14 protein-coding genes are annotated in these 17654 nt (G+C 48.1%); 3 read left to right on the top strand and 11 right to left on the bottom strand.

Going from position 1 to position 17654, the window contains the following annotated elements; genetic code table 11:
- Window positions 1-15 precede the first annotated feature (15 nt).
- The 10 genes from nadE to dapA form a co-directional block, all read right to left on the bottom strand.
- Window positions 16-846, bottom strand: a complete 831-nt coding sequence (gene nadE, locus DYH48_RS07285) for an NAD(+) synthase (protein WP_115334397.1) — start codon at window positions 844-846, stop codon at window positions 16-18.
- A 201-nt stretch (window positions 847-1047) separates the two neighbouring features.
- On the bottom strand, window positions 1048-2352 hold the full coding sequence (locus DYH48_RS07280) for an inosine/guanosine kinase (protein ID WP_113940875.1): 1305 nt from the start codon (window positions 2350-2352) through the stop codon (window positions 1048-1050).
- A gap of 480 nt (window positions 2353-2832) precedes the next feature.
- The gene (hemH, locus tag DYH48_RS07270) at window positions 2833-3852 is read right to left on the bottom strand and encodes a ferrochelatase (protein WP_115334396.1); all 1020 of its coding nucleotides are present in this window, start codon (window positions 3850-3852) and stop codon (window positions 2833-2835) included.
- 111 nt (window positions 3853-3963) lie between these two features.
- A complete protein-coding gene (gene adk / locus DYH48_RS07265; RefSeq protein ID WP_006082054.1) occupies window positions 3964-4608 on the bottom strand; it encodes an adenylate kinase in 645 nt (214 codons plus the stop codon).
- Between the two features lie 140 nt (window positions 4609-4748).
- The gene (locus DYH48_RS07260) at window positions 4749-5612 is read right to left on the bottom strand and encodes a co-chaperone YbbN (RefSeq protein WP_115334395.1); all 864 of its coding nucleotides are present in this window, start codon (window positions 5610-5612) and stop codon (window positions 4749-4751) included.
- Window positions 5613-5815: 203 nt separating this feature from the next.
- Window positions 5816-7729, bottom strand: a complete 1914-nt coding sequence (gene htpG, locus DYH48_RS07255) for a molecular chaperone HtpG (protein ID WP_115334394.1) — start codon at window positions 7727-7729, stop codon at window positions 5816-5818.
- Window positions 7730-7911: 182 nt separating this feature from the next.
- A complete protein-coding gene (locus tag DYH48_RS07250) occupies window positions 7912-11007 on the bottom strand; it encodes an efflux RND transporter permease subunit (protein ID WP_115334393.1) in 3096 nt (1031 codons plus the stop codon).
- The gene (locus tag DYH48_RS07245; protein ID WP_006082058.1) at window positions 11004-12086 is read right to left on the bottom strand and encodes an efflux RND transporter periplasmic adaptor subunit; all 1083 of its coding nucleotides are present in this window, start codon (window positions 12084-12086) and stop codon (window positions 11004-11006) included. Before DYH48_RS07245 ends, DYH48_RS07250 begins: the two co-directional genes overlap by 4 nt.
- 368 nt (window positions 12087-12454) lie before the next feature.
- Window positions 12455-13552: an NlpB/DapX family lipoprotein gene (bamC, locus tag DYH48_RS07240; RefSeq protein ID WP_115334392.1), complete on the bottom strand. Its 1098-nt coding sequence runs from the start codon at window positions 13550-13552 to the stop codon at window positions 12455-12457.
- A 3-nt stretch (window positions 13553-13555) separates the two neighbouring features.
- Window positions 13556-14440 carry a 4-hydroxy-tetrahydrodipicolinate synthase gene (gene dapA / locus DYH48_RS07235; protein WP_006082060.1) on the bottom strand — a complete coding sequence of 295 codons (885 nt, stop codon included), beginning with the start codon at window positions 14438-14440 and terminating at the stop codon, window positions 13556-13558.
- Between the two features lie 172 nt (window positions 14441-14612).
- Between dapA and DYH48_RS07230 the strand changes: the two genes are divergently transcribed.
- Both DYH48_RS07230 and bcp read left to right on the top strand, forming a co-directional pair.
- The gene (locus DYH48_RS07230) at window positions 14613-15164 is read left to right on the top strand and encodes a glycine cleavage system transcriptional repressor (protein ID WP_006082061.1); all 552 of its coding nucleotides are present in this window, start codon (window positions 14613-14615) and stop codon (window positions 15162-15164) included.
- 3 nt (window positions 15165-15167) lie between these two features.
- Window positions 15168-15635 carry a thioredoxin-dependent thiol peroxidase gene (gene bcp / locus DYH48_RS07225; protein WP_006082062.1) on the top strand — a complete coding sequence of 156 codons (468 nt, stop codon included), beginning with the start codon at window positions 15168-15170 and terminating at the stop codon, window positions 15633-15635.
- Window positions 15636-15880: 245 nt separating this feature from the next.
- Here the strand turns inward: bcp and DYH48_RS07220 are convergent, their stop codons facing one another.
- Complete coding sequence (locus tag DYH48_RS07220) at window positions 15881-16498, bottom strand: LysE/ArgO family amino acid transporter (RefSeq protein WP_006082063.1); 618 nt, start codon at window positions 16496-16498, stop codon at window positions 15881-15883.
- A 125-nt stretch (window positions 16499-16623) separates the two neighbouring features.
- On the opposite strand from DYH48_RS07220, the gene DYH48_RS07215 reads away from it, so the two are divergent.
- Window positions 16624-17559, top strand: coding sequence for a LysR family transcriptional regulator ArgP (locus DYH48_RS07215; RefSeq protein ID WP_107404355.1), 936 nt, complete (start codon window positions 16624-16626; stop codon window positions 17557-17559).
- Window positions 17560-17654 lie beyond the last annotated feature (95 nt).

Raw genomic sequence — 17654 nt, 5'->3', positions numbered from 1 at the left:
GTGTACGATTTAGCGTTAGTCGTAGATCGTTGGGATAGGCTTACGCTTATGCTGCGTCGCCTTATAAATACCAATCAACTTGTCTTCAACCGCCTTGTCGACATCTTTACCCTCAAGGAAATCATCGATTTGGGCATAGGTTAGCCCAAGTGCGACTTCATCTTCGAGTAACGGTTTATTATCTTCTAGATCCGCGGTCGGCGCTTTATGCACTAAAGACTCTGGCGCACCAAGATACGCGGCGAGTTGGCGAACCTGGCGCTTGTTAAGACCAAATAAAGGCGCTAAATCGCAGGCACCATCGCCCCACTTAGTGTAAAAACCTGTGATGTTTTCGGCGCTGTGATCTGTCCCAACCACAAGCCCGCCCACGAGTCCAGCGAGTTCATACTGGGCGATCATCCGCATACGAGCTTTAACGTTACCCTTCACAAAATCCACTTTCGCCACATCGGGCAAAGGCAATCCGGCTTCGGCTAATGCGGCGACGGTAGCGCTGTGCACGCCATCGACACCTTGATGAACATTCACTGTGACCAATTTAGAGGGCTGAATAAACTGACAGGCTAATTGCGCCTCATGCTCATCTTTTTGGATCTGATAGGGTAAACGCACGGCGATAAACTGGTAACCGCCTTGGCTATTTTCGTGGTTTAAACTGTCCACCGCCAACTGACACAAACGCCCAGCGGTAGAAGAATCCACCCCACCGCTGATCCCTAATACCAATGCCTTGCTGCGCGCTTCTTTTAGTTTGGTTTTAATAAACGCGACCCGACGTTGCACTTCGAACTCTGGCTCTATGGCCGTGAGTACCTTCATTTCTCTTAAGATTTGCGCTTTCACCGAAAATTCCACCTTAAATAATCGCTGTATTTGGACTATCTGAACCCGACTAACGTTAACATTTATTCGCAACTGCCTGTAGTTAAAATTAGCGCTTGGCCGATTGATTGTTGATAAACGCCATAAAAATAAGGGCAACAACGGTTTGCCGTTATTGCCCTAGCGTAAATCAGTCAGCTTAATACCAATACAGGTACTGGCTTATCTTTCCCAGTAGGATTCTTCTAAGCTGTCTTCGCGCTCAGGTAAACCACGGGATAAACGCGGACTATGCTGGGCTAATACTTCATAGGCGACGCGGTTAGCGTACTTACATACTTGAGAAAACGAGGAATAACACAGGCCATCGCGCTTATGTTTGCTCGAACCTGGCACGTTAGTCTTGTGGAAAGTATTAGCCGCCAGATCGTGCAATAACGCCGATAATGCACCATCACCTGCCCCATTAGTATTCCCAATTTTTTCTGGACCGCCCATATAAGGTGAAATGTGGGCAAACACTTTGATTGGTGTTTCACAGTCATTCTTAAGCTTTGGACGGGAGAACTCATAACGGTTAAATTCAGGAATCGCGCCCGGCAACAGGGTATGAACGGTTTCGCGCTTTTCAGAATCTTCAGTATAACCCGCAGTATAAAGCCCGATTGGACCCGCTGTGGTTAATACCATGTCACACCATTCCAAAGCTTTTTCACTGGCGAGCAGAGGATCCCGTGAACCGGTTAGGGCTTCACCTTCATCTTCATTCATCGCCAAAATGGTGACATGTTCTTTGATGAAGTTTTGCCACCATTGCGGGTCTTCTTCAATCAAGAAACGCGTGCCTAAGGTTAATACCACGGGCACTTCGGCAGCTTTTGCATATTCGATAGCGCACATGGCCGCATCGGTAATACGGTCGCCATCGCTGGCGCGCATTAAGTATGCAGTCAACACTAAGGCTGAACTGCCCTGCACTACGTCTTTATCGATAAATTCAGGTGTGAGTTTATCCATCGCGCCTTTGCTAATTGCAAATGTTCGCTCGCCGCACTCAGAAATCAGGGTAAAACAGCGACCGATAGGACCATCTACAGGTTGTAGAAAGTTAAGGTCGACTTTAGAAGAGGTATTGCATAAATAGCGGTAGGCGTAACTGCCCACTTCGATATTCTGGCTCATTACCCCAAACAGCACTGAACGGTCATCGGCCAGAATAGAATAATTGTGCACTGTGTTGCCAATAGTGCCACCAGCAAATTCATCGCTAATCAAACCATGAATTTTTAACTCAGTGTAGAGTCTGTGAGCCTGTTCATCATTGATCAGGGTCGAATTGCCTTTGGGTAAGCCATAACGGCTCAGCAATTCGTCCTCCACTTTCGCTTCGATATCCACTAAAGTTTGATCAATACCGCTGATATAGGTCGCAAACGGCTGAGGCTGTTGAGTCAGCTGTTCAAGCAGCGGATCTCGGGTTTTAACCGGAAAATAATGTTTAGATTTACGCTGACCGGGAAACTTCATAGTGGCTCTCTTTTCCTGGCATCCATGCTAATTGGCGTCTGCCGAGGCGGTCAAGCCAAGCAGCATCCTAAAAATATTGAGTCTAGGCTAGCGAGACAAAAAAACCACCCCTTAGCCGGAAGGGCGCAGATTCTATCACAAAATCAGTTCGAAGCCAGTGCTCCAATACCCAAACAACCTGAAGATGTAGGATTCAGCGGCTGAAGTTAACGGAATGGTTTAGGCAAGGCCATTTATTGCTCCTGCATAAATGTCATTCACGCCATCCATGGCGATTGCGGTTATTTGCAGACCTAGTGGGCTAAGTTAAAAATAGTCAACACAGTATAAAGTGCGTTACCCCCGTGAATAACATCAGCCGCCGGGACGGAACGCCTAGGGCACTCCACTTCCGTGTTGCATCAATTCAAAAGGTGGCCGACATTCTGTCATTGATGCGCCTTGAATTGAATCACCCTAGGCGCTCTGAAACTCGACTCTTCAGGTGGCTTGGGTATGGGCCCAAGATACCGCTTGTTCTTGGATTAATTGCCGTAATAATTCAATGTGTAACTCATCGTCGTTCAAACAAGGGATAACCCGATAGTCGCTGCCACCCGCATGTAAAAAGGTTTCCTTAGCACCGATGGAGATTTCTTCTAAGGTTTCGAGGCAATCGGTCGCAAACGCAGGGCAAATCACATCGACACTTTTGATCCCTTGCGCAGGTAACTCGGACAGTAATTTATCGGCGTAGGGCGTTAACCATTCTTCGCGGCCAAAGCGCGATTGGAAGCACACTTGCCACTGCGACTCGCTCAGCTCAAGTTTTTGCGCCAACAGTTTAGCCGTGACAAAACACTGCTCGCGGTAAGGATCGCCCTCTTTCACATAACGCAGTGGAATACCATGAAATGACAAGAGCAACTTATCGGCCTGCCCATGGGTTTTCCAGTGGCGCGTCACACTGTGTGCCAGCGCCGCTATATAAGCATCATGGTCAAAATAGTCTTTATTAAAGCGAACCTGAGGTATGTCACGCACGGTTTTAAGATAACGGGCAACGGCATCAAACACACTTGCCACAGTCGAGCAGGAATACTGGGGATACAAAGGCAGCACAACAATGCGCTCAGCCCCTTGGGCTTTCAAGTGTTCAAATCCCGCATCGATGGAGGGATTGCCGTAACTCATGCCCAGTTCAACCGGGATGGTCTGGTTAAACGTGGCGCTTAAGTCCACCGCCAGCTTTTGTGCTTGGCGTGCACTTATCACCATCAAGGGTGAGCCTTCCGGCGTCCACACGCTTTGGTAGAGTTTGGCGACTTTAGCCGGACGGGTGTTGAGGATAATGCCGTTCAGCAGCGGTTGCCAAATCCACGGTGATAAATCGACGACACGCGGATCACTTAAAAACTGCCTTAAAAATCGTTTTACGGCCTTAGGGCTAGGTTCATCAGGCGTGCCGAGGTTAACCAATAACACACCAAAAGCAGGGGAAGGATTCAACGTTAGGCTCATGGTTAATGAAGTTCACTTGGAGGCTAACATTCAGATGCTCATAAAAAAAGCCTGCATCGGCAGGCTTTTTTCTAATATGAGAACTCGTTCTCGTAAATTAAGCTTTTTAGGTTATTTCAACACGCTGGCAAGCTGCTCACTCACGGCCGCAACCGATTGAGTACCGTCAAACTTGTTGTATTGAGTTTGACCAGCTGCAGCCACTTTACCGTAGTATTCAACCAGCGGCTTAGTTTGCTCGTGGTAAATCGCAAGACGTTTACGCACTGTGCTTTCTTCGTCATCTGGACGAATAGCTAAATCTTCGCCCGTCACGTCGTCTTTACCTTCCACTTTAGGTGGATTGAAAACCACATGGTAAACACGGCCAGAACCTGGGTGAACACGGCGACCGCTCATGCGCTTAACGATTTCTTCGTCTGGCACATCGATTTCAATCACGTGATCAATGCTAATACCGTTTGCCGCCATCGCATCCGCTTGTGGAATAGTACGTGGGAAACCGTCTAACAAGAAACCTTTAACACAGTCTTCCTGTGCGATACGCTCTTTAACCAGACCGATGATCAGATCATCAGAAACCAGTTGACCAGCATCCATCACTTTCTTCGCTTCCAAACCCAGTGGAGTACCGGCTTTTACCGCGGCACGTAACATATCACCAGTGGAAATTTGTGGGATACCATACTGTTCCATAATGAACTGGGCCTGGGTACCTTTACCGGCACCTGGGGCGCCCAATAGGATAATGCGCATCTCAAGAGTCCTCTTTTCGCATTGATATTCTTCTTAGGGCGGCGATCTTCGCACATCTGGCCGCCATTGAGAAGGCTTTTAGCTTCGACTTTAGCCTCAGAAACCGCAAATAAACTGCCGTTCCTTAGGCATTTTTATCATTAATAGAGCAAGGTATAGAGTTTACGGCGGTATTGATTGGCTATGGGATTACCTTGGCCAAGTGCCGTTAATACTTCCATAAATACTTGTTTTACTGTGCCATTTTCAGCACCTAAATCTTTACTGAGCACACCGAATAACAGATCTAATGCTTCATCATCGCGGTGGGCGGCATGCAATGCCTTACTCAGTTCGAGTAATAACACTAAATCTGTTGGATTTTGCTCAAACTTTTGCTGTAAATCGCGAATTTCAGGGGTATCCGCCGCATCAAGGGCAAGTGCGAGCTTAGCTTTTAAACTCTGGTAGTAACCATCTTGGTCGGCAAGCCCGACTTTCTCAAGCATGGCTTGCGCTAACACTAATTCGCCCTGCATCAGATACACATCGGCGAGCACTAAACTCACCTCACCCGCCTGATTTGAGCCTACATGCGCGTCTTTAAGCAACACGGCAGCAGTGGCAAGATCCTCTGCGCTCACTTGACTAAGGGCGAGTAATGCTTTGGCCTGTGCTAACTGTAACTGCCACATAGGCGGCAAATGTTTATCCAGCATGGCTGTGACTTGCGCCGCATCTTGCAGGCCAGCAAAACCATCGACAGGCTGACCTTTATCCAATACTAACGTGGTCGGTAGACTTTGAATGCGAAAGTAATTGGCAATTTCTAATTCTGCTTCACAGTCAACTTTAGCGAGCACGAATCGACCCGCATTTTGCGCGGCAATTTGCTCTAAGGTGTGCAGCATAGCCACACTTTGTTCCTGCGGCTGTGCCCAAAATGCTAACACCACGATCTGCTGCATCGAGGCATCAACCACTTGCTGAATATTGTCTTTAGTCAGGCTGAGGATATTGTCCATAGTATTCCCTTAACGTTTAAGGCCTCAATCATGGGAGGCCTTATTCTTTTAAAACGAAGCGCTAGTACTGAGTGTTAACGCGCTATTTTAAAATCGTTGTCTTAACCGCTTGTATTTGAATTGAGTGACAGGCTAGGCGCAAACCACTCTTCCTGCACTAGAAACAATATCGGGGCCGTTCAAAGAAAGGCCCCGATAGTCATTTAGTTCATGTTAGCCAGTAACATTTGGTTCATCAGCTTGATAAAGGCCGATGGGTCCGCAAGGCTACCTTTTTCAGACAATTGCGCCTGTTGCAGCAGCAGATTCGACCAATCCGCGAAGGCGGCTTCATCTTGAAGATCATTTAAGCGCGACACTAATGGGTGCGCTGGATTGATCTCAAATGTCGGCTTCACTTCTGGCACAGGTTGACCGGCAGCTTGCATCAGCTTGATCATCTGAGTCGACATTTCGCCTTCACCCGCCACGACACAGGCTGGGGTGTCGGTTAAGCGTGACGTGACTTTCACATCCGCAACAGTCGAGCCTAATGCCGCTTTAATGCGTTCAACTAAAGCTACCGATTCTTGCTCAAGCTTTTCTTGCGCTTCTTTTTCAGAGGCATCTTCCAGCTCGCCAAGCTCTAAGTCACCACGGGTCACTGAGTGCAGTTGTTTCTCTTTGTACTCAGTTAAGTGGTTGATTAGCCACTCGTCGATACGCTCTGACATCAGTAATACTTCGATGCCTTTCTTACGTAGCAACTCTAAATGTGGGCTGTTAGCGGCGGCTTCATGGCTGTCGGCAACGATGTAATAAATCTTAGTTTGGCCTTCTTTCATGCGGCTGATGTAGTCATCGAGTGACACAGTCGGCGCAGCACTGCCCGTATGGGTCGAGGCAAAACGTAATAAGCCAGCGATACGTTCACGGTTGGCGAAATCTTCCGCTGGCCCTTCTTTCAGCACTTGACCAAATTCAGCCCAGAACTGTTGATATTTTTCCGCATCGTCTTTCGCCAGTTTTTCCAGCATGCCAAGCACACGTTTGGTGATACCAGTACGCATCGCTTTGGTCACGTGGTTATCCTGCAGAATTTCGCGGGATACGTTCAGCGGCAGATCGTTTGAGTCAATTAAGCCCTGCACAAAGCGCAGATAAGATGGCATAAATTGCTCAGCGTCATCCATGATGAACACACGTTGCACAAACAGTTTCAGGCCGTGCTTACGGTCGCGGTTCCACATATCCCAAGGTGCTTTTGCAGGAATATACAATAGGTTAGTGTATTCTTGCTTACCTTCTACCCGATTATGGCTCCACAGTAGTGCGTCGGTATAATCGTGGGAAATGTGTTTGTAAAATTCTTGATACTCTTCGTCACTGATGTCAGCTTTGCTGCGCATCCACAAAGCAGTCGCTTTGTTCATGACTTTCCATTGACCTTCGGTCGCAGGAATTTTTTCGCCATCTGGACCATCACGCTCTGGCGAACCCTCTTGCCACATTTCGACTGGCACAGAGATATGATCTGAGTATTTAGTGATGATCGAGCGCAGGCGCCAATCATCGGCAAATTCTTTTTCTTCATCACGCAGGTGCAGGGTGATTTCAGTACCGCGGCTCGCCTTAGTGATGGTATCAACGGTGAAGTTACCCTCGCCTTCTGATTCCCACAATACGGCTTCATCGGCCTTATGACCGGCAGCGCGAGTGCGAACCGTGACTTTCTTGGCCACGATAAAGGCTGAATAGAAACCGACACCGAACTGGCCAATTAACTGTGAATCCTTTGAAGATTCGCCCGATAGATTCTTAAAGAAATCAGCGGTGCCCGACTTAGCAATTGTGCCTAAATGCTCAATTACGCCGTCACGGGTCATACCCACGCCGTTGTCTTCGATGATCACAGTGCCTTTTTCTTTATCGGCACTGATTCGGACTCGCAGTTCACCGTCGCCTTCGTACAGAGCGTCATTGGTCAACGCCAGATAACGCAGCTTGTCCGCTGCATCCGCAGCGTTGGAGACCAGTTCACGCAAGAAAATTTCTTTGTTGGAATACAAAGAATGGATCATCAAATGCAACAGCTGTTTGACTTCTGTTTGAAAACCATGAGTTTCTTGTTGTGACATGAAATTTTCCTTTATTTGTTACGCAATTTGGTAAAAGTAACGCTTAGTGTTTACTTAAATGGGGCTCCAAATTTGCTTTTCAAGGGCAAGGGCTAAAACGAGGTTCGAATGGCGAAAAATAAGGCGCTTGATGAATACCAAGCGCCTATATGTATGCTTCCAACATCAACCTGCACGAGGCGTTAGTCTTGGGCTAATTCTTTTTCTAACTGTTGGGCGATAGCTTCGGGCGATCCGCTGTTGCGGGCAAAGAGTCCATAAGCGGCTGGGATCACGAAGATAGTGAATAGGGTTGCCAGTAAAATCCCCGATAGCACAACCACACCAATCACAAAACGAGTTTCAGCACCCGCGCCTGCGGCCATGACCAAAGGTACGGCGCCAGCGGCGGTGGTGATGCCAGTCATCAGAATAGGTCGTAGACGCTGCGCCGAGGCTTGGATAATCGCCTTATCAAAATCAACGCCTTTATCCCGCAATTGGTTCGCAAACTCGACAATCAAGATGCCGTTTTTGGCCGCCAACCCGACCAGCATAATAATGCCTATCTGACTGTAAATATTAAGACTCTGCCCCGTGAGCCACAAACCAATTAAGGCGCCCACGGTCGCCAGCGGTACAGTCAGCATGATGACCATAGGGTGAATGTAACTCTCGAACTGCGCCGCGAGCACTAGGAACACAATCCCCAGCGCGAGCAAGAACACGAAGTACATAGAGCTACCCGACTCTTGATAATCGAGGGATTGGCCCTTGTAGCTAATGACCGCTTCTGCAGGTAAATAAGCACGCGCTAATTGATTCATATAATCAAGGGCTTCACCTAGGCTATAACCATCTTCTAAACTGGCTTCTATGGTGATCGCGCGCATACGGTTGTAACGGTTAAGCGAACTGGCGTCGGCAAACTCTTCCACCGTCACTAAGTTCGACAGCGGGATAAGTTCTTGAGTCCGCTCGGAACGCACGTAGATATTTTGCAGATCCGCTGCGGTATTTTGATTACCGCGCTCGCCTTCAATGATCACATCGTATTCTTCACCGTCACGCATAAAGGTCGTGACTAAGCGTGAGCCCAACATGGATTCCAGCGTACGGCCAATATTTGAAATCGACACCCCAAGGCTTGCCGCTCTGTCTCTGTCGATGACGACGCGAAGCTGCGGCTTAGTCTCTTTATAGTCGTGATCTAAGCCAAGTAATTTAGGATTCTGTGCCGCCTTTTGCATCATGATATCGCGCCAGCGGGCCAGCTCTTCGTAGCTTGGGCCGCCAATCACAAACTGCACGGGTTTACCGACGCCACGGCCAAAGGCTTGGCGCATCACAGGAAACGCTTGCACCCCAGCGAGATCGGCGAGACGTTTGTTAATGTCTGCGATCACTTCTTTCACCGGGCGACGTTTACCCCAATCTTCCAGCACGACAATGGCCATACCGTTAGAGAAATCCGCCGAACGGCCAAAGCCACGGGGAGCACGGATCAGCAGACGCTTAATATCACCCGTGTCGACCAGCGGCATCAAGCGGTTTTCCACCTCATTCATGTAGGATTCTATGTATTCGTAACTCGCGCCTTGCGGTCCGTTGACCATCAAGAATAACGAGCCTCGGTCTTCCTGCGGCGCAAATTCCTGCGGTACTTTTTGGACCAAATAAGCGCTAGAGCCTAACGCGATCAACACCAAAACCGACATCAATAACGGGTGGGCCATGGCGGATTTTAACGACAATTGATAACGGTTTGACACTTTAGTCATGATGCCGTCGACCTTACGCACCAACCAAGAATCCTGCGAGCTCGGCTTGAGTAACTTAGAACACATCATAGGCGTGAGCGTTAGCGCGACTATGCTTGAAAACAGCACCGCTGCACTCATGGTCACTGCAAACTCTTTGAATAGTTTACCTAAGTCGCCCTCTAGGAAAGTGATTGGCATAAACACTGCCACCAAGACTAAGGTGGTGGCGATGACCGCAAAGGCCACTTCACGTGCACCGAGGAAAGCGGCTTTGAGCGGTGAGTTCCCTTCTTCGATACGTCTATGGATGTTTTCTAGCATCACAATCGCATCGTCCACCACCATGCCGATGGCGAGGATCATCGCCAACAAGGTCAAGAGATTGATGGTATAGCCAAGCGCATACAGCACAATAAAGGTGCCGAGCAAGGATACAGGCACAGTGATCGCGGGGATCAACATGGCGCGCACACTGCCAAGGAACAGATAAATCACGATAATCACTAAGACCATCGCAGTGAACAGGGTTTGGTACACTTCTTTAATCGAGGCTTCGATGAACACTGAGCTATCGTAGCTGCGCTTAATGGACATGCCCGCTGGCAAGGTTGGGTTAATTTTATCAACCAGCGCATTCACCGCACGCGCCACTTCCAAGGTATTGGCGGTTGACTGCTTAGACACGCCTAGCCCTATCATCGCCTCTTTGTTACCACGGAACATAATCCGCTCTTCTTCAGAGCCTATTTCCACCCGCGCGACATCACCCAATTTAACTAAGTAACCGTCTTCCCCTTGGGTGATCACTAAGTTCGCGAAATCTTCTGCGGTGCGATAACCCCGCTCGAGCCTCACCGTAAAGTGCCGCTCCTTAGATTCAATCGAACCTGCGGGTAACTCAACGTTCTCAGCTCTAAGCGCAGCCTCTACATCGGCCACCGTTAAACTGCGCGATGCCAAGGCTTGTCTGTCTAGCCATATCCGCATCGCATACACTTTGCCGCCGCCGATACGCATCCGCGCCACACCATCGACCACAGAAAAGCGGTCGGCTAAATAACGGTTGGTGTAATCGGTCAATTCGAGGGTGGTCATTTGATCCGACACCAAATTGAGCCACATGATCACTTCATCGCCGCCATTGGCTTTTTGCACTTCTGGGGGATCGGCTTCCTCGGGTAAATTGTCGAGTAAGCCAGAAATACGGTCGCGGACATCGTTAGCCGCATCTTCAATATTGCGGCTAATATCAAACTCTAAGGTGACGGATGAACGGCCATCACTGCTCGATGAGCTCACGTGCCGAATGCCTTCGACGCCGCTGATCCTGTCTTCAATCAATTGGGTAATGCGGCTTTCTACCACGGCGGCACTGGCGCCGCGGTAGTTAGTGTCGATAGATACTACAGGAGGATCGATGTTTGGGTATTCACGCAGGGGCAGCTTATCAAAGGAGACAAGCCCGAAAGCGACCAGCAGCAAGCTGATCACTGAGGCAAATACGGGACGTTTTACCGAGAGATCAGTCAGGATCATACACTTGGCTCCGCGCTCGTATCAGCAAGATAACTAAACTTTTCCGCGAACTCCGTTTGCACTTTATCGCCAGGGTGGACTTTCAATAAGCCACGGATCACCACGTTTTCACCCAAGGCTAAACCGTCTAAAATTTCCACCCAACCACGGGTACGAATCCCGATAGTGACTTGTTTACGCTCAATCACATTGTCGGCATTAACACTGTAAACAAAGTGATCATTTTGGATCGGGATAATGGCAGATTCTGGCAACATCAGGGCTTCGCGGCTACGTTTGATGAGTTTGACCTTCATCAACATGCCCGGTAATAAACGCAGCTCAGGATTGGGGATTTCGGCACGGACAATCACAGTGCGCGTCGTTGGGTTTACGCGGCTATCAATCGATGTCACCACGCCTTTGAAGGTAAAATCAGGAAAGGCCACGGCTTTAGCTTCAACTTTCTTACCTGGGGCTAAATCTTGAATAAAACGCTCAGGCACTGAAAAATCGAGTTTAATCTTAGAGATATCATCCAAGGTGGTGATCGCAGTGCCGGGCGACACTAGGCTGCCGACACTGATTTGGCGTAAACCTAAACGGCCATTAAAAGGCGCCAGAATACTGCGATCATTGAGTGATGCTTGCGCCTGTTCAAGCTCAGCGCGGGTGGTATCGATAAGGGTTTGTAATCTGTCGCGTTCTAACTCTGCCACAGTGCGGCTGGTGACTAACGAACTGATACGGTTGAATTCACGTTGATTATCACTGACTTTAACTTGCGCGGCTTTAACCTTAGCGATTTGCTCGGCATTTTGCAGTTGGACTAGCAAGTCGCCCTTTTTCACTATGTCGCCATCATCAAACTTAAGTGCTATCACCATGTCGGTAACTTTAGGGGTTATGGTCACAGATTCTGCGGCTTTATTGGTGCCGATGGCCTCCACTTCATCGCGAATAGGTGCCATGGCGGCGGTGGCAATCACCACGTTAGGCATGAGTTTCATTTGCGCGGTGGCAATCTCTTGCGGTTGCATGGCTTGATATCCAAACCATGCCGCGGCCAATAGGGCGATTATTAGAATAATTTTTTTCATCGGGCTTCCAAGGGATGACTCGCATTAATGACGGCTAGTTTACTCACTCACATCATCGCATCAATACGTTTTACTTTTTCTTACAAATTACGCCAATAGCGCAAAATATGTGTGATTAAGTGTCTTTGGCGATATACATGGCAGAATAGCCAGAATGCAGTACGATAACGAGGTTGGTTAGTGATTAATTCTAAAAATGATAATCCAGCGGAACTTATTGCTAAAACCATTCAAAAAATATTGATATGTAGATAATTAAATCCTAAAACACCGTTTGCTTAGATAAGCATCAAAACCTGATCCATAGCGCTAAATCGCAGCCAATAAAAAAGGGCGATAATTCGCCCTTCTCTTATCAACCGTTGAAATTAACGCAGTTTGCGTTCTTCTTTCATCAGGTTTGACAGTGACTGATACACATTGGTAACGACTTCATCGCTCAATGGCTGATCTTCAGCATCGCGGAGGAAGATCTTAGTGTCTTCAGGCGTATCGCCATCTTCAAGCAGTAAACGGTAGCTGCCTTCTTTTAGCGCTAACTTATCTTCGCCCCACAATGAACTCCAGAAACCTGAGTTATCGTCAAACTTGATAAAGTACAATCCTTTCGCGCTATCCATATCGGCAATTTCGAAGCCCATTTCTGGCAGCACGATACGCAGACGATCCCACACTTGTTTGTAAGGGGCTTTAGCAGACCAGAAGGCTTTGCCTTCTTCTGGTGTAACTAAGTCAACATTGATGCCTAAGGTTTGCTTCAAACGATTCGCTTGAATAGATTGGTCACGTTTAACGCTGATGTAGGCAATCGCACTGTTCAGCATATCAATCGTGTATCTTTGCTTATCTTCGCCGCTTAATAACACGTCTTGTGCTTTATCGTCGTAAAACTCTTCGTGTTCAACTAAGTGAATAACGATATTGGCAGTGCGACCATGTGGACGTGTTTCCACATCGAAACGGTAGCGTTGGCGCAGCAGATAAACTTTATCTGAACCCCACATGTTTGATTCGATCACTTCGCGACTTTCGATCCAATCGGTTTCTATGTTGCCTTTATCAAAATCACGGCTACGAACAGCGATACCTTTTTGGGCCAAGAAACCATCTAAGTTGCTAAAGATCTCTTGTTTCAAGTCCACGGTATTGTCGATAGATTCGACCACGATTTTAATGTTATCGCTGCCCTCTTCCACGTGAGTACCTTCAGCCATAGGCAGTACTTGCAGTGGCGGACGGATATCCAAATTTTTACCGTAGACAGTCGCATTGGCTTTAGGGCCCAATGCTGGCACATCGAATTCTTTATTGTAGGGCGGTGTTTTTAATCCGGCAGGGATCTTAAGCAAAGGCGCTTGCTCAGCCTGAACATAGTCTTCAGTACCATTCGCTTGACGGCGATCAAGTGGCGAACTACAGGCTGCAACGGCAGCAACTAAGATCAGTGGGGTGACTTTCTTTAACATTAATTATTTAACCTCTATCTGGGCACGAGTCATTGCTTCTATCAACAGACCATGACATTGCTCAGAAAGTTCAGTCAAAGGTAAACGAATATGGCCACATTCAATCAAACCCATGCGATGGGCAGCCCATTTAACCGGGATAGGATTGGCTTCACAAAAGAGTGTGCTGTATAAACCGCGCAGTGGTGTATCTATGCTCAGCGCAAGCTCAGCATTGCCGGCAAGCGCCGCATCACACATAGCTTTAAAGGCTTGTGGCACTATGTTGTTCGCCACTGAAATCACGCCATTGCCGCCTAAGAGTAAGAACTCTCTGGCAGTGGCATCATCGCCGCTATACAAAAGGAAATCGTCGCCGCACAGTTCGCGCAGACGTTTTACACGGGATAAGTCACCGGTCGCTTCTTTTACGCCAATAATGTTGCTAACGCTGACTAACTCGGCAACGGTTTCTGGCAACATATCAACGGCAGTACGGCCAGGGACATTATAAAGAATTTGTGGAATATCTGTGCTGGCAGCCACGGCTTTATAATGCGCAATCAATCCCTTAGGCGTTGGCTTATTATAATATGGCGTTACGCCAAGCATAGCGGCAACACCCACCTTAGATAAGGACTTGGTGAGCTCAACGGCTTCAGATGTGGCATTGGCACCATTGCCACCAATGACAGGAACGCGGCCCGCAGCAAATTTAACGGTTTGTGAAACGACCGTTACATGCTCAGACATAGGCAGAGTTGCTGACTCGCCAGTAGTACCAACGGCCACAATGGCATCTGTGCCTTGGTCAATATGGAATTCGACTAACCTTTCAAGACTTGCAAAATCTACTGAGCCATCACTGTTCATTGGCGTGATTAAGGCTACGATGCTTCCGTTTATCATCTGACTTTCCCCAAGATTTCAGGATTCGCTATGGTACTGATGCCAACCACTAATGACAAGCATTAACGGGGCTCTCAAATTGAATTAGTTATGGTAGCATTACATCCCGCACAAAAACTCAGCTTCAACCCTGAGTTTTCGCTCTATGATATCGAAAAAGTGAGGAAAATTCATGACCAATTTCCTGGTCGTAACAGCGATGGGTCTCGACCGTCCTGGACTCGTAAGTAAACTAGCTCGTCTTGCCAGTGACTGTGACTGCGATATCGTCGACAGCCGTATGGCATTATTTGGTAACGAATTTACCCTTATCATGATGTTGTCAGGCTCGTGGGCATCAATAACGAAAATTGAAAGCATGCTCCCCAGTCTCTGTGTCGAATTAGAACTGATGACAGTGATGAAACGTACCTCTAAACACACACCACAAAATTACCTTTCTCGCCTTGAAGTTCGCTTCACGGGTAAAGACCAGCGCGGCACGATAAAACGCATTACCCAGTTCCTTGCCGACAGGTCATTAGATCTGGCTGCAGTGCGCTCTTTCTCTGAAGAATTACCTGACAGTGAGCAGACGCAAAACGTGTCGCTGACCATTAATATTCCTGAAAAAGTTGAACTAGAAAAGCTCGAACAGAGTATCTATCAACTCGCCCAAGATATGACCTTAGATTGCACTATTCGTCGTATGGAAGGCACAGCCATTTTAGAGGACAGAGGATAATAGATGAATACCTTAACGGCTGGGGCAAAAGCGCCTCAATTTACCCTGCAGGATCAACATGGCACGTCAGTTTCACTGGCCGAGAGCCTTAAGCAAGGTCCTGTTTTAGTGTACTTTTACCCTAAAGCAGCGACGCCGGGTTGCACAGTGCAAGCCTGCGGTCTACGTGACAGCAAAGCCGCGCTCGATAGCCATAATGTGACGGTATTTGGCATTAGCCCAGATCCTGTGGCTAAGCTGGCCAAATTTGCTGAAAAACAAGCGCTCAACTTTACCTTATTGAGCGATGAAGACCACAGTGTCGCCGATGCTTTTGGGGTCTGGGGTGAGAAAAAATTCATGGGTAAAACCTATGATGGCATCCACAGATTAAGCTTCCTTATCAATACCGATGGCACTATTGCCCACGTGTTCGATAAGTTTAAAACCAAAGATCACCATGAAGTCGTACTCGCGCAAATCGCGGGTTAATGGCTGATATGACGACGAATAAGATACGTCAAGCTGCGGCTTTAATCGGCAGTAAAGTGTAAACGTCGTCAGTTGATGTCGGTAGGCTGAATAAATAATCGGCAATCGATAACGAAAAGGTCCTGAAATCAGGACCTTTTTCATGAAAAATTTTCACTTTCATATCACAACATACTGTCTAACCGCGCAAAAAATCCGCAAAAGCATTCAGCTATGCCCACATGTCATGGCATCTCAGCACCAGTTTATCCTGCCACATAGGGCCAAATAATCGCGGCGGCAATACTCCACATGGTTAGCCATATAAAACGGTCAAGGTAACGCCATGCCGCTGGGCGAGTAAAAATAGGCGCCAGCAAACGCGCACCAAAACTTAAGCCGAAGAACCAAATAAACGATGCCAACACGGCGCCTGCGCCAAACCAAGGTCGATGTAAATCATCAAATTGAGTGCTGATACTGCCGAGTAAAACCACAGTGTCGAGGTACAAATGCGGATTAAGCAGACTGATCCCAAGCGTGGTCAACACGGCCTTTTTGAAGGTATCGGCATTATCAGCCTGCTCCATCTCAATGCCCTTGGCCACAAACGATGCCTTAAGCGCATTTGCACCGTACCAAAGCAGAAACGCGGCGCCACCGAAACTCGCCACATGCTTAATCGTCGGGAAAGATTCAATAATGTGCCCCAGCCCCGCCACACCCGCAGTGATCATCAGCGCATCAATCATAGAGCAGAGCAAGGCAATCGGTAACGTGTACGAGCGCTTAATGCCTTGCTTGAGCACAAAGGCATTTTGCGCGCCTACAGCAATAATCAAACTGCCACCAATTCCCATACCTTGTATAAATGCCGCTTGCATAACCACCTCTTATGTTCGAAGAAGGCGCTAGCATAGTCAAAACAACAAAATTAATATAACTAATGTTTTTTATGTATCATAAGTAAAATTAATAACCATCAAACACAGATCGATTAAGGATGATTATGCTGGAATACGCCAATCTCAAAGCCCTCGCCGTTGTCGTCTCGGAAGGCGGTTTCGATCGCGCCGCCAAAGTGCTGCACATCACCCAGTCGGCGGTATCACAACGCATTCGGCAGCTTGAGGAAAAAGTCGGTCAGTCATTACTTATTCGCTCCAATCCCGTGGTCGCCACCCCCACAGGCAAACGCCTGCTGCGCCACTATTCACAGGTGCAATTACTTGAGAGTGAATTAAGAGCCGAGATGGACGCCGACGATCCCAACCATCCAACCACTGTGCGCATCGCTGTGAATGCCGACAGTTTAGCCACTTGGTTTTTACCGGCGCTGGCAGGCATGTTTAGTCGCCACGCTTGGTTATTGGAATTGATTGTCGATGACGAGTCTTACACCCATCATCTATTGAAAAACGGTGAAGCGGTCGGCTGCGTCACCACAACCGAAGTGCCGATGGCGGGTTGTAGCAGTGAGTTTTTAGGCACCATGGAATACCTGTGTGTCGCCACGCCCGAATTTGCCGCGCGCTATTTTGGTGAGCCGAGCGACACTCAGTCACTTAGCAACACTCAGCTGTTTAACGGCATTAGCCAAGCTCAGTTAGCGAAGGCGCCAGCAGTGGTGTTCTCCACCAAAGATAAGCTGCACGAGAAGTTTCTCGCCCAATATTTCAATATGACGCCAGGGCAATGGTGGCAACATACAATCCCCTCTTCAGAAAGTTTTTTAGAAGCGATTAACTTAAGCTTAGGTTATGGACTCGTCGGTCATCTGCAAGCTAAGCCATTAATCGATCGAGGGATACTGATTGAGCTCACGCCAGAGCGGCGCATGCGCGTGCCACTGTTTTGGCAGCATTGGAATATCAAGGCGAAGCAAACGACACTGGTCTATCGCGCCCTTGCAGCAACCGCGCAACACAATTTACTGCAGGTATGATTTGTTGCAGCAATAATGAACGCACAACCCGCATGAATCTTCAGCGATTTACCCGCGATGGTGTTTAACGCGGAGTGATGATTCTCATAGCGGCG

Origin of the sequence: Shewanella baltica (assembly GCF_900456975.1) — a bacterium.
Taxonomy (GTDB): domain Bacteria; phylum Pseudomonadota; class Gammaproteobacteria; order Enterobacterales; family Shewanellaceae; genus Shewanella; species Shewanella baltica.
This window is presented reverse-complemented; position numbering and strand designations above follow the sequence as displayed.